This is a genomic window from Desulfitobacterium chlororespirans DSM 11544 (assembly GCF_900143285.1).
Lineage (GTDB): Bacteria > Bacillota > Desulfitobacteriia > Desulfitobacteriales > Desulfitobacteriaceae > Desulfitobacterium > Desulfitobacterium chlororespirans.
On sequence record NZ_FRDN01000007.1, the window covers coordinates 184,010 to 209,005 of the forward strand.

At 49.0% G+C, this 24,996-nt stretch carries 24 protein-coding genes; 3 read left to right on the top strand and 21 right to left on the bottom strand.

The window, feature by feature from the left end; translation table 11 throughout:
• Positions 1-8 precede the first annotated feature (8 nt).
• The 6 genes from fapR to BUA14_RS11660 form a co-directional block, all read right to left on the bottom strand.
• Complete coding sequence (fapR, locus tag BUA14_RS11635; protein ID WP_072772751.1) at positions 9-578, bottom strand: transcription factor FapR; 570 nt, start codon at positions 576-578, stop codon at positions 9-11.
• Between the two features lie 291 nt (positions 579-869).
• Positions 870-2,309 (bottom strand): hypothetical protein, encoded by a 1,440-nt coding sequence (locus BUA14_RS11640; protein WP_015944820.1) that lies wholly within the window; start codon positions 2,307-2,309, stop codon positions 870-872.
• 338 nt (positions 2,310-2,647) lie between these two features.
• Positions 2,648-2,827, bottom strand: a complete 180-nt coding sequence (rpmF, locus tag BUA14_RS11645; RefSeq protein ID WP_015944821.1) for a 50S ribosomal protein L32 — start codon at positions 2,825-2,827, stop codon at positions 2,648-2,650.
• 30 nt (positions 2,828-2,857) lie between these two features.
• Complete coding sequence (locus BUA14_RS11650) at positions 2,858-3,367, bottom strand: YceD family protein (RefSeq protein ID WP_072772752.1); 510 nt, start codon at positions 3,365-3,367, stop codon at positions 2,858-2,860.
• Between the two features lie 65 nt (positions 3,368-3,432).
• Positions 3,433-4,632: an acetate kinase gene (locus BUA14_RS11655; RefSeq protein ID WP_018307020.1), complete on the bottom strand. Its 1,200-nt coding sequence runs from the start codon at positions 4,630-4,632 to the stop codon at positions 3,433-3,435.
• A 212-nt stretch (positions 4,633-4,844) separates the two neighbouring features.
• Entirely contained in the window at positions 4,845-5,603 is a 759-nt protein-coding gene (locus tag BUA14_RS11660; RefSeq protein ID WP_072772753.1) for a patatin family protein, read from the bottom strand.
• An 81-nt stretch (positions 5,604-5,684) separates the two neighbouring features.
• Here BUA14_RS11660 and BUA14_RS11665 point away from each other — a divergent pair, with 81 nt between their 5' ends.
• Positions 5,685-6,839 (top strand): nucleoside recognition domain-containing protein, encoded by a 1,155-nt coding sequence (locus tag BUA14_RS11665; protein ID WP_005813391.1) that lies wholly within the window; start codon positions 5,685-5,687, stop codon positions 6,837-6,839.
• Positions 6,840-7,046: 207 nt separating this feature from the next.
• Here the strand turns inward: BUA14_RS11665 and BUA14_RS11670 are convergent, their stop codons facing one another.
• Complete coding sequence (locus BUA14_RS11670) at positions 7,047-7,556, bottom strand: ATPase (RefSeq protein ID WP_427846687.1); 510 nt, start codon at positions 7,554-7,556, stop codon at positions 7,047-7,049.
• Positions 7,557-7,576: 20 nt separating this feature from the next.
• Positions 7,577-8,119 carry a 16S rRNA (guanine(966)-N(2))-methyltransferase RsmD gene (rsmD, locus tag BUA14_RS11675; protein WP_072772755.1) on the bottom strand — a complete coding sequence of 181 codons (543 nt, stop codon included), beginning with the start codon at positions 8,117-8,119 and terminating at the stop codon, positions 7,577-7,579.
• Between the two features lie 294 nt (positions 8,120-8,413).
• Between rsmD and gpr the strand changes: the two genes are divergently transcribed.
• Positions 8,414-9,400 carry a GPR endopeptidase gene (gene gpr, locus BUA14_RS11680; protein ID WP_011460511.1) on the top strand — a complete coding sequence of 329 codons (987 nt, stop codon included), beginning with the start codon at positions 8,414-8,416 and terminating at the stop codon, positions 9,398-9,400.
• Between the two features lie 46 nt (positions 9,401-9,446).
• Here the strand turns inward: gpr and BUA14_RS11685 are convergent, their stop codons facing one another.
• From BUA14_RS11685 to BUA14_RS11710, 6 genes are all read right to left on the bottom strand, one after another.
• Complete coding sequence (locus tag BUA14_RS11685) at positions 9,447-9,569, bottom strand: small, acid-soluble spore protein, alpha/beta type (RefSeq protein WP_005813383.1); 123 nt, start codon at positions 9,567-9,569, stop codon at positions 9,447-9,449.
• Positions 9,570-9,708: 139 nt separating this feature from the next.
• Positions 9,709-12,231 carry an ATP-dependent DNA helicase RecG gene (gene recG, locus BUA14_RS11690; RefSeq protein WP_072772756.1) on the bottom strand — a complete coding sequence of 841 codons (2,523 nt, stop codon included), beginning with the start codon at positions 12,229-12,231 and terminating at the stop codon, positions 9,709-9,711.
• A complete protein-coding gene (gene sdaAA, locus BUA14_RS11695) occupies positions 12,228-13,091 on the bottom strand; it encodes an L-serine ammonia-lyase, iron-sulfur-dependent, subunit alpha (protein WP_072772757.1) in 864 nt (287 codons plus the stop codon). The genes recG and sdaAA overlap by 4 nt, the downstream gene beginning before the upstream one ends.
• 40 nt (positions 13,092-13,131) lie before the next feature.
• Entirely contained in the window at positions 13,132-13,803 is a 672-nt protein-coding gene (sdaAB, locus tag BUA14_RS11700; protein ID WP_072772758.1) for an L-serine ammonia-lyase, iron-sulfur-dependent subunit beta, read from the bottom strand.
• An 82-nt stretch (positions 13,804-13,885) separates the two neighbouring features.
• The gene (locus tag BUA14_RS11705; protein ID WP_072772759.1) at positions 13,886-15,568 is read right to left on the bottom strand and encodes a DAK2 domain-containing protein; all 1,683 of its coding nucleotides are present in this window, start codon (positions 15,566-15,568) and stop codon (positions 13,886-13,888) included.
• Between the two features lie 142 nt (positions 15,569-15,710).
• Positions 15,711-16,067: an Asp23/Gls24 family envelope stress response protein gene (locus tag BUA14_RS11710; RefSeq protein ID WP_015944834.1), complete on the bottom strand. Its 357-nt coding sequence runs from the start codon at positions 16,065-16,067 to the stop codon at positions 15,711-15,713.
• 279 nt (positions 16,068-16,346) lie between these two features.
• On the opposite strand from BUA14_RS11710, the gene rpmB reads away from it, so the two are divergent.
• Entirely contained in the window at positions 16,347-16,538 is a 192-nt protein-coding gene (rpmB, locus tag BUA14_RS11715; protein WP_005813371.1) for a 50S ribosomal protein L28, read from the top strand.
• A 796-nt stretch (positions 16,539-17,334) separates the two neighbouring features.
• Here the strand turns inward: rpmB and hslO are convergent.
• Genes hslO through BUA14_RS11760 form a run of 7 tightly spaced genes read right to left on the bottom strand, consistent with a single transcriptional unit; the run spans position 17,335 to position 24,995 of the window.
• On the bottom strand, positions 17,335-18,219 hold the full coding sequence (gene hslO, locus BUA14_RS11730; protein ID WP_072772761.1) for an Hsp33 family molecular chaperone HslO: 885 nt from the start codon (positions 18,217-18,219) through the stop codon (positions 17,335-17,337).
• Between the two features lie 43 nt (positions 18,220-18,262).
• Entirely contained in the window at positions 18,263-18,958 is a 696-nt protein-coding gene (locus BUA14_RS11735) for a thiamine diphosphokinase (protein WP_072772762.1), read from the bottom strand.
• Complete coding sequence (gene rpe, locus BUA14_RS11740; RefSeq protein WP_005811794.1) at positions 18,955-19,629, bottom strand: ribulose-phosphate 3-epimerase; 675 nt, start codon at positions 19,627-19,629, stop codon at positions 18,955-18,957. The genes BUA14_RS11735 and rpe overlap by 4 nt, the downstream gene beginning before the upstream one ends.
• Position 19,630: 1 nt before the next feature.
• The gene (rsgA, locus tag BUA14_RS11745; protein WP_005811796.1) at positions 19,631-20,521 is read right to left on the bottom strand and encodes a ribosome small subunit-dependent GTPase A; all 891 of its coding nucleotides are present in this window, start codon (positions 20,519-20,521) and stop codon (positions 19,631-19,633) included.
• A gap of 36 nt (positions 20,522-20,557) precedes the next feature.
• Complete coding sequence (gene pknB / locus BUA14_RS11750; RefSeq protein ID WP_072772763.1) at positions 20,558-22,297, bottom strand: Stk1 family PASTA domain-containing Ser/Thr kinase; 1,740 nt, start codon at positions 22,295-22,297, stop codon at positions 20,558-20,560.
• A complete protein-coding gene (locus tag BUA14_RS11755) occupies positions 22,294-23,712 on the bottom strand; it encodes a peptidoglycan D,D-transpeptidase FtsI family protein (RefSeq protein WP_072772764.1) in 1,419 nt (472 codons plus the stop codon). The genes pknB and BUA14_RS11755 overlap by 4 nt, the downstream gene beginning before the upstream one ends.
• Positions 23,709-24,995, bottom strand: a complete 1,287-nt coding sequence (locus BUA14_RS11760; RefSeq protein WP_072772765.1) for an FtsW/RodA/SpoVE family cell cycle protein — start codon at positions 24,993-24,995, stop codon at positions 23,709-23,711. Before BUA14_RS11760 ends, BUA14_RS11755 begins: the two co-directional genes overlap by 4 nt.
• Position 24,996 lies beyond the last annotated feature (1 nt).

The window sequence follows — 24,996 nt, forward strand, 5'->3', positions numbered from 1 at the left end:
CCCCCTTCTTACACTTCCAAGGGCTTTTCCACGGCAAACACTACCCAGGTCCCGGTCAAAACAAGATCCTGGTTGACATGGGCTGTAATCTCCACCCAGTATTTATTCCCTTTGCGGCGCAGGACTTTTCCTTCAGCCAAGACTGTTTCTCCATAACGGACCGGACGCAGGAACTTCATATCCACGCTCCCTGTGAGCACGATCTCCGCATCCACCAGGGCAATGGCCAGAGAATTGGCCTGAGCGAACAGATGATGTCCCCGGGTGACCCGTGCTTTGCTTAAAACCATGGATTCTTCGATCTTGAGCAGGGTGGAGCCTGATTCCCCAATATGGAGGCCCCGGAGCTCCCCAACCAGCTCAGCTTCACCTAACGACTTCAAGGTGTCATAAGCTTCATGAGCCACAGCCTTGGTCCGTTCCCGCAGCTCAGGAATACTGAGCTCCGTCCGATCCAAGCGAATGGTGGAGACGCTTACCCCAAAATGCCTGGCCAGCTCTTCATCTGTAGAAAATGGATTCTTGTCAATTTCGTCTCGTAACGCTTGATGGCGTTCATGTTTATGATGTCTTGTCATAATACCACCAACTTTGCTTATTTTACGACCTGGTACTAATATTATAGATCAGGATGATTCTGATGACAAGCAGTAAGCCCTCTGTGAATCAGGATCCTTTAAAATTTAGGAGAAAACGACAGAAAATGCAAAAAAGCACAGTCAAACGACTATGCCTTAAAATCCAATTTGGAGAACATCACCCTCTGTGCCTGCACCTCTTTTCTAAGGGAGCATACAATCTTAGACAGAAACCAATGATGGATTATACGTTCTGCCCCCGCTCAATCTCTCTTACTGATAGTTAAGATATCATACTTGCAAACGTAGAACATTTGCAACTTTCAATGCCATCTCAGTATCCTTTAATAATTCTTCAAGCGCTATAACCAAGGCCAAAAGTGGCACAGATACGCCATCATAATCATTATATCCGATTGGATGTGTTTGGGCTTTTATTCTTTTCAGATACTCCTTTAAATCGTCAATAGTACGAATTCTGTCTACCAAAACCGCTTCTTTTTTTACCTCAGCCGCATTGGGTTTTATATCGTTGTAATTGACATCTATGTAAGAAATGCCCAGCATCTCCGGCTTCCCATTTCTTTTGAGCCATCTGAAGAAGCCAATGACATGTGTTTCGCCGAATTTCTCAATTCTTTGGCGCTTCTGTTTTCTTGGACATTTGAAGCCGGTTTCTTCCCACAATTCTCGCTGCATTGCATAGGTTATGGTCTTTCTAAAGTCATCTCCACAAATATCATCATAATCGCACGAGCCACTTCCAGAAGGGACGATAAGCTGCCCACTTGACTGAGCTCTGTCAGATTGGATTAATTGAAAAATATAATTATCTCTCGTAATAGCAATTGTTGATACGCCAAACTCATTATTTAACAGAGTGTTTCTATAAGCTCTCAAAGTATCACTTTCACTAATGTCCGCCTTATTATATTTATCACCTTTTTTTGAATAAGGTCGCATTTGGCTGAACGCTTCTGATGCATATGCTATACTTTTCTTATCACCATTCTTATCACGTAAACGGTGCTCATATATATTGTTTGTTAGATAGGAATCGTAGTAGCCTCCTTTTGAACAATTTATCTTCAGTACGTGAGCATCGCTATTCAGGCTGAAGCCATCAGCCATACATAATTTATCTTCATTATAAAAAGCTTTACCATTTTTAAATGCTTCTGTCGCCTTATGTATAAGATAACGAGACAGAGTATCCCAATGTCCTTTAATGAGCCTAGTGATTTGCTCTTTTTTTACAGAATCATCTTTTTGATCTTCTAATTTCAATGTATAAGACGTATCGCAAAGATATTTATTTAATTCATGTGACATAAATATCCAATCTATATCTTTCTTGCCTTCGCTATTTTCGCTAAGGATTAATTCTTCTCGAGTAAATTCCACAGTTCCTTTATCAGATGAAAATTCAGATTCACACTGTATGATTTTTGTTATATCAAATGCATTCGTTCTTTTGAGTTCATATTTAGAATATTTTCCATATTTAATTATGTTCAATATTAGACCAATAAAAAAGATTACCGCACCTAAAACACTACAAACGAGCTGCGTGCTGATAATAGCTACTGGCAGTCCTATTATTAGCATTATAAAACCAACTATTTCTAAAATTATATCTGCAAAACGCAAAAGTGATTGAAAAGATGCTTTCTTAAAAACATAAAAAGCAAAATCCCGCCTTGTTCGAATTTTGTCACTTATAATTTTCATTAAGCCGCCTAACCTCCCGATACTCCAATAAATCGGAAATCTCTTCCATGGGGCTCGTCGTCAAAAGAATCATCACATCTCAATAAAAAACGGCTCAAACGAAGAATAAACCGTTCAAACCGTTGCTATAATTGTATTGGTGCGAGTGGTCGGAGTCGATCCGACACGTCCGTTAAGATAATGATTTTTGGGGAGCTATCCATGCTTGCTAAGATCAAGTTTACCAGTGAAATGCAGTAATTGCAAGAATTTTATGATTTCAGCATTGGGGATAAAAGGGCTAATTTAGGGGTACTTTGAATAAAAAAAGAAGCCCTTCCGGCTTCTTTCTCTTGACCTTATTCACCCATGGAAATAACTTCTTTGGCTTTATAATAACCGCAGCTTGGGCAAACATGATGAGACAGTTTTGGTTTATGGCATTGGGGGCATTCGATGTGGTTTGGTGCAGTTAACTTCCACATAGCCCGGCGTTTACGTACTCTGGATTTGGATTGGCGATGTTGAGCAACACCCATTGATTACACCCCCTTTAAACTTTCGAATAATCAATCTTCACGAGGCCAGTTGGCCAAGGCTGCAAAACGTGGATCAATCTTGTCTTGGCTACACTCACAAGATTTTTCATTAAGATTCACACCGCAAACAGGACACAACCCTTTGCACTCAGAAGAACAGATAAACCTCATTGGCAAAGCCAACACGATTTGCTCAAGAATACGCTCGGTGAGATCGATCTCATCCTTATGGAACACCAGCGCCGTCTCCAATTGCTCTTCTGTAGCTTGAGCAGCAAAGACCCATTCATCCTCATAATCCTGATGGATCTGATAGTGAAAAGGTTCGAGACAGAGACCGCACTGAGCTTTAAGCTCAGTCTCAATCGACCCATTAACAATCAAGGATTTCTCCGTGTTGTTCACCTGAAGTTGAACGTGTACAGGAGCGACAAAATCTACCCCCTCAAGTTCAGACTCAAAGGCCGAAAAATCTTCCTTTAAATCAAAATGAGCAGTTCCATTTTCATCACGGCGAATTTGAGCGACATTAATATGCACAATGACCACTCCAATACACAACCATTATTATAGTTTGCTGGATTTTCTTTGTCAAGGAAAACTCCTTAACCCTTCTGAATAATATCCAAAGTATCCAGGGCAATCATCAACTCTTCATTGGTAGGAATGACGAGGACCCGGCAGGTTGCCTCAGGCGCTGAAATATCGGCTTCCTTACCGCGGACCTTATTCTTTTCCAGATCCAGTTTGGCACCGAGGTATTGCAGGCCATCGACAACCGCTTCCCGCATCTCCGCAGAGTTTTCCCCTAAACCGGCTGTAAAGATAATGGCATCGGCACCGTTTAAAACGGCTGCATAGGAGCCGATATATTTTTTCACATCATGAGCAAACACATCGAGAGCCAAAGCGGCGCGATAGTTTCCTTGATCACGGGCTTGTTCGATATCTCTAAAGTCACTGCTCACTCCGGAAAGCCCCAGCACTCCGCATTTTTTATTGAGAAAATCATTGACTTCATCGGAAGACAGGTTTTCTTTTTGTTGAATGAAGGAGACAATGGCCGGATCCAAATCCCCGGAGCGGGTTCCCATCATTAAACCTTCCAAAGGGGTAAAGCCCATGGAGGTTTCAATGGATTTACCATCTTTAATCGCCGTAATCGAGGAGCCATTGCCTAAATGACAACTGATCAGCTTCAATCCTTCTGCAGGACGATTGAGCATCTTAGCGGCCCGTTGACTCACATATTTATGCGAAGTCCCATGAAAACCATATTTACGGATTTTGTATTTCTCATAAAATTCATAGGGCAATCCATAAAGGTAGGCATGGGGCGGCATGGTCTGGTGAAAGGCAGTATCGAAAACAGCTACTTGAGCCACTCCCGGCATTAATTTTTGACAAGCCTCAATTCCGGCAATATTGGGGGGGTTGTGAAGAGGCGCTAATTCGATACACTCTTCGATGGCTTGCATGACTTCATCCGTGATCAATACGGAACTGGCAAATTTCTCGCCGCCATGAACCACACGGTGACCCACCGAACCGATTTCCTCAAGGCTTTTCAATACGCCATATTCAGGATTCACTAAGGCATCCAGAACCAATTGGATAGCTATGGTATGATTAGGAATTTCCGCCGTAATAATTTCTTTTTCACCATCAGCCGGGCGGTGTGTCAGCACGGCGCCCGGAAGTCCGATCCGCTCCACTAAACCTTTGGCTATCGGTGTTTGTGTGTCCATATCCAATAATTGATATTTCAGCGAGGAACTTCCACAGTTAATCACAAGAATCTTCACTATTGATTACCCCCTATTTTTCTTTTCCACCCATTTTCTTTCTGTCTTTTGTCTCTTTTAAGCAAAGGTTCTTCTGCTTCATTTTGCCCCAAAAGCGACTTTTTCTTTAATACTTTTAAAAAATAACCCAAAATTTCGTGTGAATCTCTTTTTCTGTCTCACACGATAAAACACCTTAATTAGTTTAACATAATTCGTTTGCATTTCAAGAGTCAATAGAAATTACGAACAATTTCAGAAAGTTGTGACTTTGCTGCAGTTCTTCCTAAGGCGATGGCCTCCTCCGCCAAATCAAATTGCAGGACTCCTATATGGCCCACTTCAGGCTGTATCAGTACATCAGCCTTTTCTTTCTGTGTGCAAAAAACCTCTTCTTCTAAGATCTCCAGAGCCTGCAGCATGACATCCATAGCCGTATTGAGCTTCGTGGAAAGCCCCTTTTTCACATCCACTGCCAATATTTTCTCTGCTCCCATATCCTTAGCCACTTGGATGGGCAGGCGGTTTTTGACAGCCCCATCTACAAAAAGCCGTCCTTGATAGCGATAAGGTTTGAAGATGCCGGGAATGGAGATGCTGGCCCGCACGGCATGAGCCACACTGCCTTCGCGCAATACTACCCTTTCCCCGGTTTCCAGATCGGTGGCGACAACGGCTAAGGGAATCTTCAACTCGGCGAAGGTCAGATCCCTCGTCAAAAGGCGCATGGCCTCAAGAACTTTTTCCCCTTTGACCAAGCCATCCCGGGACACGGCAAGATCCCAAAGCCTCTTACTGAATCCCTGATAGGTAATAAGCCGCTCCAAGCGGTAGAGATCCATCCCCGCTGCCCAAAGGGCACCAAATACGGCACCAATGCTGCACCCCACGATACAATCCACCTTGATGGATTCCTCTTCCAACACCTGTAAGAAACCCAGGTGGGCCAGCCCCCGTGCTCCCCCTGCTCCCAAAACCAAGCCTCTCTCCATCATCACAACCCCCTGTGATCAAAAATCCTTCTAAGGAGCCCCCTTTCTCCATATATATTTATGTGGAAGGGCGGGTGAGATATGGCTTCTATTCTTCGTGTTATCCCCTTTTTTCTTTTAGCCATAGGGATGTTCTATTACCCCCAGGAGGTGGTACGTTCGGCAGCCGACGGTCTGTCTTTGTGGTGGAATTACGTGGTTCCTGCCCTGCTGCCGTTTTTTATTCTTTCTGAGCTCCTTCTTGCCTCCGGCTTTGTTCATTTCATAGGTGTACTGATGGAGCCTTTAATGCGTCCGGTATTCCGCTTACCCGGTCAGGCTTCCTTTGTGGTAGCCATGAGCCTCACCTCAGGGATTCCCATCGGAGCGATCCTTACCACACGACTTTGCCAGGAAAATGCTCTCACCCAAACGGAAGGGGAGCGGCTCCTGACCTTTACCTGCAATCCCAGCCCAGGCTTCATGTTTGGAGCCGTGGCCTCCAGCATGCTCCTCAAGCCGGAATTAGGAATCGTCCTGGTGGGTTCCGTTTACTTAGGCAACATTTTAGTGGGGATACTTTTTCGCTTTTATGGGGGTCGGGGTACATCCTCCTCCCCTGCTCCCACCTCTCTCGGCCGGGCTTTTCAAGCGCTGAGAAAAGCTCAAAGTCAGGACTCGCGGCCTTTTGGCCAAATGTTCGGGGATGCTGTACGGCAAAGCGTTAACACCATCCTGGTGGTGGGAGGCTTTATTGTCTTCTTCTCCGTGCTGGTGAATATGCTGGAAACCTATCACATCACCGGTGGCATCGGCAGTCTGATTCACGGGCTGTCCGGCGGCTTGGTCAGCGGCCAGGAAGTCTCCGCGTTGGTGAACGGCACCTTGGAAGCAACCTTAGGCTGCCGTTCGATCATCGACTCTTTTTCCAGCCTTAATCTTACGATTGGGCTGCTTGCCGGGGTTTTGGGATGGGGAGGGCTATCCGCCTTTGCTCAGGTCGCCAGTTTTACCGGCTCTGCGAATTTACGCTTCCTGCCCTTTGTCATCGGCAGGATCCTGCACTCCATCTTTGCTTTCCTTTTAAGCCAGCTCTTCTTAACCCTGATTAAGATTCCTGTCTTTGACCTGCACCTCGCTCCCGGTCCCTTTGGGTTCATGGAGACCTGGCAGATGAGCTCCTGGATCTTCTGCGGGATAATGCTGTGTTTCCTGCTGCTCAGTCTGGGAGTCCGGGTCTTTTATTCATCGAAATAGCTTCATATTTCCATCATACCACACTTGTAACAAAATGCACATACTCTATTCTGAAAAAGGCCCGAAAGGCTCTCCATGATTTTGCTTTGGGCATTCACTCCTGAAGCAAAACCTGGGGCCATCTTTCGGGTCTAAGCAGTTAAGATGAAGAATAAGTTAATCAGGCTTCAGAAACAAGTGAGATAGCTCCACCGGAACCAGCGGGAATCAAGGCTCCCCCTGTGCCGGGTTTCCTTTATCGCCGGGCTTTTCCCTCTGATCCCGTTTAGCCAGACTCCGCAGTTCTTCCCGATTGCGACGGACAGCCTGCAAGGTCTCGGCCACATTTTGCTCTACTTGGAGGAGCATTTCATCGGTATACTGAATGGCACCCAGTTTAACCTCTTTAGCATAAGTCTGGGCCTGACGGGCAATATCCTCTGCATAGCCTTGAGCTTGTTTGACAACCTCGCTCTCTTCGGCCATTTTCTCGATATAAGTTTTTCCACGCTCCAGCAACCGTTCCGCTTCCGTATGAGCCTCGTCCATAATCTTTTGCCTTTCCGACAAGACCCATTTAGCATTCTGAAGTTCCTCAGGGAGAGCTGCTCTTATCCGATCAAGCAAATCAAAAACCACATTATCATCCACTAATACTTTTCCAGTCATCGGAATCTTGGTTCCCCGATCCACGATTTCTTCTAATTCATCAAGCAAAGCCATAACATCATTTTCCAAGACTATCCTCTCCAATCTGTTCATTCCATTCTTTGCAAATACCAGATCTTTGTATCTCCATATTCCCCAGTTTTTTTAATTTCAAAGGGATCGTAACTCTCCAGGTTTTCATCCTTGGCTGTTTCGGCGATAATCACGCCTGAGTCAGTAAGCCGGCAAGGATCCGCCAGCAGCTTCAAGGATTTCTCCACCAAACCCTGATGGTAGGGCGGGTCAATAAAAATCAAATCAAAGCGCTCTTCTCCATGCTGTTCAAGATAAGCAAAGGCATCCATCGCTATGAGTCGGGCCTGTTCTATTCCCATATGGTCAATATTCTCACGAATAATTTGTTGCGCCGTCCGGCTTTTTTCAATAAGTACCGCTTCTTTTGCCCCCCGTGACAAAGCTTCCAGAGCTAAATTTCCCGTACCTGCAAACAAATCCAAAACCCGGGCACCTGGGGTTTTTCCCTGCAACACATTGAAAATGGCACCTTTAATCTTGTCCGCTGTGGGCCGGGTGTTCATCCCGGGAACAGCTTTCAGGCGCTGCCCACGGTAATCTCCGGCAATAATTCGCATATCATTTCACGACCTTCGAGTGGGGTTATCCAGAAAATATCACTTTATATAATTAATTTCAGCATAAGTATAACACAATCTTCTAAATTCTTCCCTAAAAAATATTGAATAAAAGCATTTTTGCTGTAAATACTAAAACTGGTCGTCGAGATTTTCAATCTCCGAGACCTTCCCCCATCCAGTTCTTCCTTTCGTTTTCTCCTCTCTGGTCACTGGTCGCGAGGGCCAGTGATTTTTTTTCACTATCAAAATGGAGAAGATTTTTTTGGCAGATAGCATAAGGAGGGTTATATTTTGAAAAAAGCAGATCTATTCCGCAATTTTAATGTAACTATCGATCTGGCCGTTGAAGCCCATGAATTATTGAGGGGAGATGCAGACACCGAGGTCCCTGGCGTCAGCATGGAAGAAGAAGACTTTGAACATGCCACAGTAACCACGATTAAAATTTTGAATGAACAAGGGGTTCAGGAAATGGGACGGCCCCAAGGTACTTATATCACCATCGATGTGCCGGAAGTTCATGATAACAATTACTTAATCCACCAGGAGATTACCAAAACTCTATCTGACAAGCTTTCCGAGCTGATGAACCTGCCTGAAGACGCCAGCATCCTCTTGGTTGGGTTAGGCAATTGGAATGCCACCCCCGATGCTTTGGGGCCTCAGGTCATTGACAAAAGCCTTGTCACGCGTCACTTATTTAATTATACACCCGCGGAGCTCCAAGGCAAACTGCGCAAAGTCAGCGCGATAGCTCCCGGAGTTCTCGGCATCACCGGCATCGAAACGGCGGAAATCATTCGCGGCATCGTGGAACATGTCAAGCCCGATCTGGTAATCGCCATCGACGCTTTAGCAGCCGGTTCCCTGGAACGGATCGGGACCAGCATTCAAATCTCCGATACAGGAATTTCACCGGGAGCCGGTGTAGGAAACCACCGCACGGGAATCAACGAAGAGACTTTAGGCTGCCGGGTCATTGCCATCGGTCTTCCTACGGTCATGAATGCCGCCATTATCGCCAATAATTGCCTGGAATCCCTCCTGGATGAATTAAAGAGCAGTCCATCTCTTTACCGCCTATACAAGGAATTCAGTCCCAAAGTCTTTGAGCAGATTCTTAACAAGGCTTTGTATCCTTATCACAACAATCTCATGGTCACACCTAAAGAAATCGATTCCCTGATTGAGACCACCGCCCGCATTATCGCCGGAGCCCTGGGCATGAGTCTCCATCCCGGGATCAGTGTGGAAGAGTATCAGATGTATATGCAATAACAAGAAGAGAGCGATGACCTCGCTCTCTTTTGGCTGAATCCACAGATTAGGTATTCGGGAACTTCTTGTGCTTACGATTTGCGATGCCGATTTCCTGAGCCACTTCATACTTGAATTGCTCTAAAGCAGCACTGAGTACAGGTTGGTTCGTTTGTTTGGTATCTGCCATGCGTAAGCCCTCCTCTTTCTTTCCCTAATTTTTTACGGCAGACCTGCATCGCTGCCTTTCATTCTTTTACTCCACTTCACTTTTATTATCGTCTAAGACGGTCATAAACATTCCCGACAATAGCTGGTGAAGTTGGAATTTAATGAAGGCCAATGTTTTCTAAAGAAAAAAACTGATCACATTCTTGCCATACTCCGGGATAACGGTCAGGATGGGTGAGAACTTTTTGAGCCAATTGATAGGCTTGCTCCACGAGACGGCCATCCCGGGATAAGTCGGCCAGACGCAATTCCATCACCCCATGCTGTCTGGTCCCCAGCAATTCCCCGGCTCCTCGGATCTTTAAGTCTTCCTCAGCAATCTTAAAACCATCCTGAGTCTCACAAAGGACTTCCAGGCGGCGGCTGTTTTTGGCATCGGACAAGAGGAAACAATAGGACTGCTCACTACCCCTGCCTACTCTGCCCCTGAGCTGGTGCAACTGGGCCAGGCCAAAACGTTCCGCTCCCTCGATAACCATCACGGTGGCATTGGGGACATTGACTCCTACCTCCACCACCGTGGTAGAGACCAGGATATCCACTTCCCCTTTCTGGAAGGCGGTCATGATCTCTTCTTTTTGAACCCCTTTCATGCGGCCGTGGAGAAGGCTTACCCGACGGTTAGGAAACCGCTCCAGCAGGGATTGAAAACGCTCCGTGGCTGAGATCAGATCCACATTTTCCGATTCTTCCACCAGCGGGCAGACCACATAGATTTGCCGGCCTTTTTCCATCTGCTCTTCCATGAATTTTTCCAGGCTGGGCCGGCCCCGTTCCGTCAGCTTTCGCGTCATGATGGGCTTGCGGCCCTGAGGCATTTCATCCAAAGCGGAAAGCTGGAGATCGCCATAAAGAGTCAGAGCCAGGGTCCGGGGAATAGGAGTGGCGGTAAGAACCAGGACATGGGGGTTTTCCCCTTTGGTCTGGAGAGAGGTTCTTTGTTTGACACCGAAACGATGCTGCTCATCAGTGATGGCTAATCCCAGGGAGTGAAACTGCACACTTTCTTGGATTAAAGCATGGGTTCCGACGATGACATGGGCTTTTCCGTAAGCGATCTCGGTAAGAATCTTATCCCTTTCACTTTTGGCCTGGCTGCCCAAAAGACAAACGACATGCAGCCCCAAGGGCTTAAAAGCGGCCGCCAAGGATTGGTAATGCTGCAAAGCCAGGATCTCGGTGGGAGCCATCATGGCCCCCTGATAGCCTGACCCCACAGCCATCAGCAAAGCGGCCATAGCCACTGCGGTCTTGCCTGAGCCCACATCCCCCTGGACCAGACGGGCCATACCTTGAGTATTGGCCATATCCCGGAAGATTTCCTGAATCACCCGCTTTTGGGCCTGAGTCAGTTCAAAAGGCAGGCTCGCTAAAAACCGCTGAACCAGGCTCTCCCCACTCTTAAGCTGGGGACTGTTTTCCCTTTGTACTCCGGATCTTAAACGGGCAACAGACAATTGCAGAAAGAGCACTTCTTCAAAGACCAAGCGTTCACGGGCTTGACCCAAACTGTGGAAGGTCCGGGGAAAATGAATCTCTTGATAAGCCTGGGCACGGGGGACCCATCCCTTTCCTTCCTCAGGAGGCAGAAACTCGGGAAACAGCTCGGGAGCCTGACCCAAAACTCCCTGCACAATGGTTCGTATCACTTTGGAGGAAAGGCGGGCTGTTTCCGAGTAGACCGGCAGGATGGCTGCCGGCTGTGCTGCTCCTGCCTTTTGAATATCGGTGGCCTGGATTTCCGGCACCCGCTGCTGCCACCTGACCTTTCCCGTCACAATGACGGAGGTTCCTACAGGGTATTGCTTGAGGATATAGGTTTGGTTAAACCAGACTGCGTAGACTAAGCGGCCATCCTGCTCGATGCTGAGCTTAACCACCTTCAGCTTCCCTCTGGCTATTTGCCCGGCCACTACTTTTCCGGCCACAGAGGCTAATTCTCCATCTTTAAGTTCGCCAATGGATTGCAGACTTCTGTCTTCATAACGACGGGGAAAATAGAAGAAGAGATCCTTGACTGTATGTAAACCGATCTGAGCCAGAAGCTTCGCCCGTTCCGGTCCCACCCCTTTAAGGAACTGCAGGGAGCGGGATGGAGAAGACTTTAGGGCTCCTGCTTTTTTATGGGGGCCGGATTTTTCGGAGTCAGAAACAGGAGAACTATCCGCTGTCTGCGCTGTCTGAGATATCTGCGGCTGCAAAGGCTGCTGCGGTTGCTTAGATTTACCCGAACCGCTATATTCCATAATTACAGGCTCCAAGGAGCTATGAACCCGAGGTTCCTTTTCCGGCAAGGACCGGTTTCCCGGCTGGACAGGAGCCTGACCCTGGCTCCCCGGTTCCTGATGTGCTTCCAGCTCCTGATGCTCTTCGATAAAACGACGGAGATGGGCCAGAGCCTGGCGGCGCTGTAGAGGGCTCCAGTCTTTGTAATGGCCGGTAATATCCTTCAGTACCTTAAAGTCTTCATCCTTCTCCAATTGCTCCAGGCGGCTGAGAATCCCTTTTAAAAAGAGATGAAACCCGCCGATGACGCCTGTGTTGCAGCAGCCTTGCTTTTCTTCCGCAGCAATAGCTCGTTGGAGATGATTCAATACTATTTTTCCTTGGTTGCCGATCATAAGAATTCCGCCTGAATTCTCTGCCCGGTTGGGGTAATGGCTAATCCTCCCTGAGCCGTTTCCCGAAGGGAGCAGGGCATACTTTTGCCGATTTCGTTCATGGCATCAATGACTTCGTCTAAAGGAATCGCACTTGCTATCCCGGATAAAGCCATCTCCGCCGCCGCAAGAGCCACAGTGGCTGCGGTGGCATTGCGTTTGACGCAAGGAACTTCCACAAGACCGGCTACAGGGTCACAAGCCAACCCCAGGAAGGATTTCATCGCTATGGCTGCAGCATGGATACAAGCTTGGGGACTCCCACCTGCCAATTCCGCTGCTGCTGCCGCGGCCATTCCCGCAGCAGAACCAATCTCAGCCTGGCACCCTCCCTCCGCTCCCGAGACATTGGCCCGATCGGCTATAATCATGCCGATTCCCGCAGCACAAAAGAGGGCGGTCATCATGTCTTCCTCAGAAGAGCCAAGGGCCTCCTCAGCAGTCAGCAATACCGCCGGCAGGACCCCACAGGACCCGGCCGTGGGAGCTGCCACGATTTTACCCATACTGGCGTTGACTTCTACCACGGCCAAAGCTCTGGCAATCGCTCCGCTGACCCGCTCCCCGATCAAGCTCTTCCCGGAACGGCACAAAGTTTCTACTTTGAGGGCTTCTCCGCCCACCAATCCTGATAAGGATTTCCTTTCTCCCCTCAGTCCGCTTTGGACAGCTTCCCTCATCACCTGAAGATTGGCGGCCATTCTTTTTCTTAACTCATCCTGGCTTTTCTCTGCCTCTTCAGCCTGCTCCTTCAAGACGATTTCGCCAAGCCTTTTTCCTTTTTCTTCAGCCAGGGCCAGATAATCCATGGTGGAACGCATGAACTTCCCTCCTTATACACCTTTCGGTAATTATTAGTCTTCAATCCAAGGGTTCTATGGCCATAGCCTGATTCACTGCCGGAAGCTTTTTGATCAGGGCTAAGGCTGCCGGATCGATGGCTTGATCCGTCTCGATAATCATCAGCGCGTGAGCTCCTTTTTTCTCCCTGGAAACCCTCATCTGAGCGATATTGATTTGTGTGGCGGCGATCAGGGAGCTGACCTGAGCCACCACACCGGGCAGATCATTCTGCAGAACCACTAAAGTATGGTAATCCCCCATGATCTCTACCTTAAATTGATCAATGCCGCCAATGATGATGCGGCCTCCGCCGATGGAAGAACCTACTACTTCCACCTCTTGTCCTTCCTTAGCTTTCAACTTGATCTTGACGGTGTTGGGATGGACATCTCCCAAGTCTCCGCTTCTAAAGCTTATGGCGATTCCCTGCTCTTCGGCCATCGCCAGGGCTTGAGGAATCCTCTCGTCATCGGTATGCATTCCTAATAGTCCTGCCGCTAAAGCCAGATTCGTCCCGTGGCCTTTGCCCGTCTCGGCAAAGGAACCATGAAGAGTTAATACAGCTTCAACGATCTGCCCGCCGCATATCTTTCGGGCCATCGCCCCCAGCCGCACTGCTCCTGCGGTGTGTGAACTGGAAGGGCCGACCATAACCGGACCGATTAAATCAAAAACGGTACTCCGTCCCATAACATTCTCTCCTACTCATGGTCTCATCTATTGATTGTAAAAACCCCTCCGGATGGCTCCGGAGGGTATTGTTCATTGCCTATTATTCTACCCCGAAAATATAATAATACAGGGGTTGATTGCCGGGATAAAGCTCCAGTTCGATATGGGGGGCTTCTGCTTCAATCCACGCTCTGAGCTCTTGCGCTTGTTCTTCGGAAACATCTTCTCCGTAGAAAACGGTGAGCAGGTCATGTTCTTTCCAATTCATTTTGCCCAAGGTCTCCTGAGCAACCTGAAGGCGTTCTCTACCTGTGACTTGGATAACATCCTCAATTAAACCCAGAATGTCCCCTTCTTTGATCTCTAAATCACCAAACTGAGAATCCCGGACGGCATAAGTAACCTCTCCCGATTTGATCAGGGACAGCCCTTCTTCCATCGTCCTGGCATTCTCCTCGGCAGCGCCATAAGGATTGTAATTGACCAGGGCAGAAATACCCTGAGGGATAGATTTAGTAGGAATAATAAATACATTGCGATCCGTCACGATATCTTTAACCTGGCGGGCCGCCATGACGATATTGCCATTGTTGGGCAAGATATAAACATTTTTAGCAGCAACCTTGCGAACGGCTTCCACTAAGTTCTCTGTGCTGGGGTTCATAGTCTGGCCGCCAAAAATGACTTCATCCACGCCTAAGCTTTTAAAGACCTCGGCTATACCTTCACCCATGGCTACAGCCACGATACCGTGCTCTTTCTCTTCCCCCGAACCCGGTTCTTGCTCTTGACCGGCTTTTGACCGGTTTTCCTCCGGAATGTCTTCCATCTTTTGAGCATGGGCCATGGCTTCATTTTGAGCTAACATATTATGAATCGCTACCTCATGAAGGGTTCCCCATTGGATAGCATAATCCAGAATTTTTCCCGGATTCTTCACATGAACATGAATTTTTACCACTTCTTCTGTGCCCACAACCAAGAGTGAGTCTCCGCGGTCCGCTAAATCTTCACGGATTTTTTCAACCTGAAGGTTCTGGCCTTTAACTAAGAATTCCGTACAATAAGGAAATTCCAGATCCTCCACCGCAGTAATTCCCCGCACTGTTTGCGGTTCAACTTGCGACACAGGGAGAACGTTTTCTTCTTCAATCTCCTGGCCTTCCAGAGCTGCAATCCAACCGCTCAGTATAATGAGGAATCCTTGTCCTCCGGCGTCGACCACCCCGGCCTGCTTCAAGGTGGGAAGCATATCCGGTGTTTTTTCCAGGGTAAGCTGTCCGCGTCCATAGGCATCTTTCAGAACCTTCACAGGATCCGAGCCCTGCTTGGCACTGCTTTGTGCCCCTTTGGCCACTTCTCGGGCCACCGTGAGAATAGTTCCCTCCACAGGCCTCATGACGGCTTTATAGGCAGTGTCCACGCCCATCTGCAAGGCCTGGGCGATTTGCTGGCCGCCGGCTTCCTTATGCCCTTCCAGACCCTTGGCAATCCCCCGTAAAAGCTGCGATAAAATAACCCCGGAGTTCCCACGGGCTCCCATCAGAGAACCCATAGAGACGGCGGCGGCGACTTCAGCCACGGTCGCTCCCGAAGTTTTATCGGCATCCCTTACAGCCGATTGAATTGTAAAATTCATATTCGTTCCGGTATCGCCATCAGGTACGGGGAAAACATTCAATGCATCCACATCATGCTTCTTGCGTTCCAAGGCTCTCGCACCGGAGCGCATCATTTGTTTCCACTGTTGTCCTGTAATCATATTGCCTGTATCTCCATTCAAAATAATCCCCCTACTCTTCAGAACCTCGATCTATCACTGAACCAGCCCGCCCTAAATATAGCCGGCGGGCGCCCAAGAGCGGTTAAGTCCAGTATGGACTCGACTAACCTTCAGTGGTCCCCCACTGAAAAGTTGGCTTCGTTCAATCCAAGACACGGACACCCTGGACATTGACATTGACCTGCGCTACCTTGAGACCGGTTAGGTTTTCAGTGGTATAGCGAACCCGTTCGATGACATTGGCTGCTACTTCAGAAATCTTAACTCCATAACCGACAATAATATACAGATCAATAACCACCTGATTATCATCGATGGATACAACAACCCCACGGGCTAAATTTTCGCGGCCCAAGAGTTCGGAGAACTTATCCGAGGATTTTCGGGAAGCCATCCCGACAAGACCATAACATTCAACTGCGGCAGCACCTGCTATCGTCGCAATAACCTCTTCGGAGATGTCGATTTTCCCCAAATTATTATTAATCTCTTTACCCATATACAAGGACCTCCCTTTATCGGCATGTGTCCATATCGTCACTATTTTACCAAGTATTCATGAAATGTTCAAAGAAAATTATCCTAATATACAATTAATCTTATGTCTGAGGTTTTATTGTATGCAACTTGTACAAATTATGGATTTTTTTGGAGGAAATAAGGCCAGCAAAAAAGATTTAACCATCTTTCACGGAAAAGGCCCGGAAAAACCTTGCCAACCCAGTAAACATTTGATAGAATACATAGGTATCATTTCCGGTGTAAAGGAGGTAAGAGCATGGCTAATGTATGTGCTATTTGCGGAAAAGGGGTTGCTTCAGGTATTCAGGTCAGCCACTCCCATATCCGGACAAAGCGGACTTGGAAACCTAACCTGCAAAGGGTTCACGCCATCGTCAACGGCACTCCGACCCGGATCAGTGTTTGCACCAGATGCTTACGTTCCGGTAAAGTTCAACGTGCAGTATAATGTCTCAATTCCATCACATAGAGTGTAACTTGGCTGGTATCGTTATGACGGTGCCAGTTTTAGTTTTTTAGAGCCTGGGGAAACCCGGGCTTTTTTCTTTGGCTTGCCCCTGCAAGAGCCGAAAGTGGTGTCTCCAGGATTTTTCTTTACACCGGTCGCTCCATAAGCTGCGCGGACAAAACTAACGCTCAAGCCCTCCGCTCCGAAAGGTGCCCGGCTAAATCGGCTCCTGCCTCATAGCCGGTTGGAAACGTCCTGTTTCCAACCTTTCTCCGCTGCAGGCTTTTCGCGAAGTTTTGTTTCCGCTCGCTTAAATTCGCTCCCTAGCGTAAAGCAAAATCCTTGGGCTGCTTTTCTGGTCTGTATGTTCGTGCATGTGAGGCTTTGTAGAGTAAGTAATATGACGGGCCGTTTTTTCCGTCTTTACCGACGCCGCTTAAGCGGCATGGTCGGCCATTCGCCTGGGGAACTCCCAGGAAGCGATCCAGGAAGCCTCCAAAGAGTAGCCCGAAGAACCCCCAAGCACAGCTTATATACCAAGCCCAAAAACAGGGCTAAAAAAGCTAAAAGACCCATAAGTGTAGCTTTACGCACAAAAGCGGACGGATTTAGCGGAGGGGCGGTCAGGTGAACAAGGCTTTCTTAACCTAGCGCAGCCACCGGTTCACATCAGGTATTACCCAGAGGTTTGGCGCAGCTGTTAAGAAAGCGAGTGAACCAGCCCCGGAGCTATGGAGTACGCGTTGGGCGTGAAGCTACACGACCCGGACGCTTGCACTTGTATAGATTCTAGACTCTACTTCGACTGCTCATACAGCTCACGCAGCTCTTCTTCGTTAAAATGGTAGCGCTCATTGCAGAAGTGGCACACCAATTCCGCCTGTTGATCCTTGATCAGATCTTCAAAGCCTTCTTTACCGATACTGATCAAGGTCTCGCTGACCCGCTCTTTGGAACAGGTGCATTGATAGTGTACCGGTCTTTTTTCCAGTACACGATAATCCAGATCTCCGATAAGCTGAGCGACTAATTCTGCCATGGTGGAACTATCCGCGGCGATTTGGCTGATGCCTTGAATCCGGGCCAACTGGGCTTCCAGTGCCTGAATACTCTCTTCAGAGGCATCAGGCAGTAATTGGAACAGCATCCCGGCAGCTCCTGCCACATGGGCGTCCTTCCCCACCATTACACCCAGCAGGGCAGCGGAGCGCACCTGTTCGGAATTCAGGAGATAATGGACCAAATCGTCGGCGATTTCCCCACTGACCATCGGCACCATCCCGGTATAGCTTTCGCCATTGCTCAGACTGCGGCTTACGACAAACTCCCCGGCTCCTACGGCACCGGACACATCCAGCTTTCCCTGGGGGTTTAAAGGAAGCTCTACCTGGGGCTCATGGACATAACCCCGCACCTCTCCCTGAGCGTTGCCTACGGCAACCACTCCTCCCAAGGGACCGTCTCCAAGCAGCCGTAAAGTGATGGCCTCCTCCGCTTTCATAGAGCTGGCCAGAAGCAGGGATGCCCCCATAAGCCTTCCTAAGGCTGCAGTGGCCACGGGTGTGGTGTGATGGCGGTTAGCCGCCTCTTCCACGGTATTGGTCATTCCTACGGCAACCCAGCGAATCTCACCCTTGCTCAGGGTACCCAGCCATAGTTCATCAGCATATTTATTGTTCATCTTCTTATTCAACCTCATTCAATTCAATTGGGTTATGTACAAATTATCTTCTATTGTCAGGGCTCAAAACCACAATCAGGGCCGTTCCTTCCGAGACATCTACTATTGCATCTTCCCCCAAAAAAACATTGCTTATCCCTCGGGGAGAATCCCGATACAAAGTCTCTTGATAAAGAGGATAATAGAGGCCTTCAGTGCGTACAACAGCTTTTTCCGTTATGGGTATTACCGATAGTTTTTGCCCTCTTTTCCCTGTTAATTTCCCCCGCCCCTCCAAGAGCCAGAGCTCCTGACCGGGCCCTTTCATGCGAATCCGAACTCCCCTTTTTAAGAAGCCCTGCAAAAGAAAAAGGTTCCCCAATAAGTGATCGATTCGCCCGCCCATTGCCCCTAATAGGAAAACATCCTGGCTTTCCCGGTCTTGGACTCCTGCCTTCTCCGCTTTCACCGTCCGCTCTTCCTGCTCCATAAGCTTGACAGCATACTCCAGGGCCAGCTCCAGGTCGGTCTCATCCTTTTCGGCGGGATAGCTGAGGATAACGGTTCCCTTCTGGCGACAGACTTCCAGGGTCTCAGGCTCCGCGGAGTCCAGATCGCCGAGCAAAGCATCCGGAACGAATCCCGCCCGGACGATATGATTGCTCCCACCGTCCGCTGCGATCAGCCGGTTATAAGCAGCCAGCTCCTCTTTACCCCATTCCTGATCCCATTCACCATTGGCCACTACGGCAATCCTCACTTTGGATCACCCTTATAGCCTTGGGCTGCTTCCCGAAGCTCTTGAACTGCCCGGGCCGGGTCAGCGCAGGCAAATACCGCCGCCCCTGCCACCAGGATGTTGGCACCGGCTTTGACCACGGCAGGAGCCGTGTCCAGGTTGATTCCTCCGTCCACCTCAATCTCACAGGAGGATTGCATCTGATCGAGATGCCGATGAAGAACCTCGATCTTAGGAAGAACCGCGGGAATAAATTTCTGCCCTCCAAAACCCGGATTAACACTCATAATCAAAACCATATCCAATTCATCGAGAATGTACTTGATTCCGTCCAAAGGGGTGGCCGGATTAATGGAAACCCCGGCAGTAAGACCTAACCCCTTAATCTGCTGGATGGCACGATGGATATGGGGGGTGGCTTCCAGATGCACTGTAATATGATCCGCCCCGGCTTTCGCGAATTCCTCAATAAAGCGTTCCGGGTGTTCAATCATTAAATGGACATCAAAGCGCATCTGGGAATAAGGCCGCAGCGCTTTAACCACCAGGGGGCCAATGGTAATGTTCGGTACAAAATGCCCATCCATCACATCAATATGTAAGACTTCAGCCCCTGCTTTTTCCACTAAGGCAACCTGATCTCCCAAATGGGCAAAGTCTGCCGATAAAATGGAGGGAGCAATTTTTATCATTCTAATATCTCCTCTCAGCTGCAATAACTTCCTCTAAAAACTGACAATAGTGCTCATAACGGGATGGCTGAATTCTCCCTGATGCCACCGCAGCTTTTACCGCGCAATCCGGCTCTTTATGATGCTGGCAGTTGGCAAAGCGGCATTCTCCTACGTCCTGAAACTCCCAAAAATAATCCGTCAGCTCTTCCCTCTTCATGGCGGGAAGATAGAGGGAGGAGAATCCTGGGGTGTCTGCCAACAGCCCTTCCCCGCAAACCATCAGCTCCACATGGCGGGTGGTATGGCGGCCTCGCTTCAGCTTGCGGCTGACATCCCCTGTCTTTAACTCCAGACCGGGGGATAAGGCATTGACAAGGCTGGACTTGCCGACACCGGAAGGACCGGCCAGAACGCTGACCTTCCCGTTGATATGCTCCTGCAATTCAGCCAGCCCTTCCCCTGTCTTTGTCGATACCTTAACCAATTCGCAGCCCAGCTGCCGGTAAAAATCCAGCCCATCGGCCGGAAAGGTATTCTCGGCGGTGCTTTCGCCCCTGCTGCCCAAGTCGATTTTATTTAAAATGAGAATGGGCTTAATCTGAGCAGCTGTCACTTGAACGATAAGCCGATCAAGCAGGTTCAGATCTGGTGCGGGGGATACACAGGCAAATACCAGAAAGGCCTGATCCACATTGGCTATGGTCGGCCTGACCAAGGAGTTATGGCGGGTCTCTACTTCTTCAATCGTCCCTTTATCCCCTGTTCCCGGTAAAATCTTTACCCGGTCTCCCGGCAGAAATCCCTGATTGCGAATGCGAAAGCGACCGCGCAGGGAACATTCCCATACCCGGCCTTCCGCGAATACATAATAAAATCCACTGTATCCCTTGAGTAATATTCCAGAAATCATGCGTTCCTTTTACCCTTTCTCAAAGAGTCCTGCCTTTCATTGAGCAATTTTATCCAGCTTGGCCACATGGCCTAAAATGACCGGATTAAAGGCTATAGGCCCCGGCCCCCGGGAAATGATGATTCTGACCGTATCTCCTTTTTTAACCATATCACCTGGTTTAGGATCGGTTGCCATTACCACATCCTGCGGGTATTCGGTGGAATTTTCACTGTCCACGATCACTTTTAACTCATACTGCTGCTCCAGAATTGCTTTAGCATCAGCCGGTGATCTGGAAATGACATTGGGCATGGGCTTTGGTTCATCGACTTTCCCGGCGCTGACCGTTAAGGTGATCTTCCCATTTTTGGGCCAGTCTGAACCCGGGGCGGGATCCTGCTCCACCACAATGCCTTTGGGCAGAGAAGAGTTTTGATCCTCCTGGGGAACAATGTTATCTCTTTTGAAACCCTGGCTCTCTAAAAAATTAATGGCCGCTTCCTGAGTGATATCTCCGGTCTTAAGGTTAGGAATTCTTGCTTGTTCGGGACCTAAGCTCACCCAGACCTTGATGCCCCGTTCTTTTTTCACAACGGCACCCTCTTCAGGGTCGGTTCGGGTAATCTTCCCCTTCTCCATGTCATTATTGTATTCTTCCTGAGTCTTCGGGTCTAAGGATAAACCTTTTTGTTCAGCAAAATAACCGGCTTCCTGAATTGTTTTTCCCACCAAGGGAGGAACTGTGGTGGTTCCCACATTAAACCACTTGGACAGAGCAATCCCGGTCCCCCCTATGATGATTACCAAGGCAAGCAAGGCCACCCAGGGCCAGCGTTTACGAAATAGTGGGACCTTGGCCTTTTTCCGGCCTGCTTCCTTTTCCTCGGAGGCTAAAGCTGAGTTCACTCCGGCCCTTAGCGAGCTATGGACCCGGGTGCTTTCCAAGTCCTGGTCCTCATCCACCGTCTTGTCCACAGGCAAGCCGGCCTGAACTTTGCGCAGATCCAGCAAGAGATCTTTGGCCGTAGCATAGCGCTGATCCGGAGATTTGGCAATGGATCTCATCACCAGATTCTCCAAAGCAGGACTGACCCTGGCGTTCAGCTTGCTGGGAGGGACGGCTAATTCCTGCAAATGCTTAAGAGCAATGGAGATCGGGGTCTCGCCGTCGTAGGGCACCTTCCCTGTCAGGAGTTCATAGAGAATAATCCCTAAGGAATAAAGATCGGATTGTTCGTTGGTCTGGATTCCCCGGGCCTGTTCCGGAGAAAGGTAATGAACGGAACCCACGATATCTCCCGTATGGGTCATGGTGGCTGCTGAAACAGCCCGGGCGATGCCGAAATCAGTGACCTTAATCCGCCCGTCTTCGGTAACCAGAATATTATGAGGTTTAATATCCCGGTGAATAATATGATGCTCATGGGCATGGCGAATGGCCTCCGCAATCTGGATGCCCAGCTCCAGGGTCTGTTCCGTGGATAAGGGGGCATAATTGCGGATGATATCCTTCAGATTCTGTCCTTCAATATATTCCATGACAATGTATTCCGTCTCTCCGTCCTTGCCCACATCGTAGATGGAGACGATATTGGCGTGGGAGAGACTGGCTGCCGACTGGGCCTCCCTGCGGAAACGGCGGACGAATTCCTCGTCTGCGGTAAACTGCTCGTGGAGAATTTTAATGGCGACGATCCGGTTCAATAAAAGATCCTTGGCTTTGTAGACAATGGCCATACCGCCGGACCCGATCTTTTCAATTATTTCATAGCGATTACTCAATATCTTGCTCACGAGTTATCACCTGCTTTCTGCCTTAATGCGGTCTCAATGATGGCGCGGGCAATGGGCGCCGAAGCCCCTCCCCCGGTACCCCCATTCTCGACCAGGACTGCTACAGCGATTTGAGGATTATCCGCCGGAGCAAAAGCAATATACCAAGCATGGGTCCTGACATTTCCTCCCGGTTCAGCCGAACCTGTTTTGGCGGCTACCTGGAACCCGGCAATGCCACCGGGAGCCGCTGTCCCCTCATTAACTGCCGTGACCATGGCGCTCTTAATCCTTTCCGCTTCCTGGGAGGACAGAGGGGTTAACCAAGGTTCAGGCTTTTTTATATAAAGTACATTCTGATTCTCATCCATCACCTGATCCACAATGTGGGGCTTCATAATCACACCTTGATTGGCAATTCCTGCTGTGATCAAGGCCATATGGAAAGGTGAAACCAAAACTTCCCCCTGCCCAAAAGCACTGGCTGCCAGCAGGTTATCATCCATGCGGCTGGGTACCGCCTCTTCATTGGTCAGGGTACTGCGCTTCACCGGCAATTCAAAAGGTATCTCCTGGCCAAATCCGAAAGATTTAGCTGCTTCCAGAAAATACTTATCTCCCGCCTGCACACCGTAGGTTGCAAAATAAGTATTGCAGGACTCAGCCAAAGCCAGATTATAATTCACCCAGCCATGGGCCTTGTCATTTTGTTCACGGATCACTTGTCCATTAATGATCGCCGTACCTGTACAATGATAGAGATCACTTGTATCTAACCCGGCCCGCAGGAGAGCCGCCGAGGTCATCACCTTTAACGTAGAGCCCGGGGTATAGAGAGCAAAAGCATGATTCAGAAAAGGGCTCCCCGGCTTCTTGCTGATGTTCTCCCAGTCTTCATCCACAGTATTGCCATCAAAGCCCGGCTGACTGACTAAAGCCAGCACTTCCCCATTGCGGGGGTCGATGGCTACCGCCGAACCGATCTTTCCTTTTAGGCCTTCATAGGCCACCTTCTGTAGACCATAATCCAGGGTAAGCACCACATCATTGCCCTGGCGGGGAAGTTGGAACACCTGCTCCAGGGTCTGTTCAGCAGTGGCATCTTTGATCCCCAAAAGCCAATCGCCAAGATGAGCCTCCAGCCCGGAAGAACCGCGCAGCAGGGTTGCATACCCGATAAGGGGCTCTAAAGCTTCACCTTTAGGGTAAATTCGAGTTTTCTCGTCTTCTTTTACTTCGGTTTGTGCCAATACTTCGCCGTTTCTGTCGAAAATTCCTCCTCTAACCACCCGCTGCTCCATGAGAATAAGCCGACGATTGGCGGGATTGTCCATCAATTCCGCAGAACGGGCCACCTGCCAATAGACAAGACCAAAGCTCAGGCCAATGATGCTTAAGGAGAAGCCTATGGCTACATTTCTTAAACCTTTTTTCATGCGGCATACTCCCTTCCTTTATTCTTGATATGCAAAGGACCTGCAGCTTCCGCATGAGAAATATTAGCTAGAATTCCCAACAGTAAAAAGTGAATAAGCAAGGAGCTTCCGCCATAACTAACCCAAGGCAGTGGGATTCCCGTTAAGGGCAGGAGCTTGGTGACTCCGGCCAGGATGATGATGGCTTCCGTCCCCACCAGGATTCCGATACCTGCTGCTAAAATCTGGCCAAAGCGGTCTGCCGCTTGAATACTAATGTGGAAGGCCCGCAAAACCACCACCAAAAAGAGCATCAGGAGGGCCATAGCCCCGGCAAAACCAAGCTCTTCAGCAATGATGGAAAAAATAAAATCCGTGCTGGCGGCAGGTACCTGAGAGGCACCAATACCATTGCCCAGACCTGTTCCCAGGATCTTGCCCCCGCCAATGGCAAAGAGGGATTGAGCAATTTGATAGCCGCCACCGCTGGGATCCCCCCAGGGATTGAGCCAGGTGGCAACACGAACCTGAACATGGCTGAAAAGAAAATAGCCTAAGGTTCCCGTACTTAAAAAGACAGGCAGGGCAACACCGAGATAAAGCACCCGCTCCGTCACCACATAGAGCACCAAAACATACAGAGAATAGAAGACCAGGGCTGTACCCAGGCTCTTCTGGGCAGCCAACAGGAGCAGCGAAAATCCTCCCATGACCAGAAAGGGTCCCAGGGTGCGCCAGTCCGGCAAGGAAAGCCTGCCGATCTGTACCGTCCCTACACGCAGAACCTCTTCATGCTCACTCAGGTAAGAGGCTAAGAAGATCAGCATAGCAACCTTAACCAATTCCTCGGATTCAAAGCCCATACCACCGATATGCAGCCAACTGGTTGCTCCTCCTTGAGTCACCCCAAAAAGCAAGGTGATCATCAACAGGACCACAGCACCTAAACCGGAAAGATAACGAAAGCGTCCCAAGGCCCGATAATCCCGCAGAGCATAAAGCACACAATAAAAGATGAACAGCCCCAGACAAGCCCACCAGAATTGCTTTAAGGCCGAAGCCGGGCGGATGCGGGTGATAAAGACCAGTCCAATCACCAGAATCATCTGCACTGTGGGCAACAGAAAGGGATCCCCTTGATAGGCCACAAGTTTTTCCAGAGCTGCGCCGATTAAGAGCAGCAGCGAAAAAACCCCCGCCTGCCAAAGGATTTGCTCGTTGGCTTTGCCGTCTAAGGCTAAGACGCCCAGTCCGACCCAGAGAATACTTAAAATTAATAGACGTAATATCCAGACCCTTTTCATT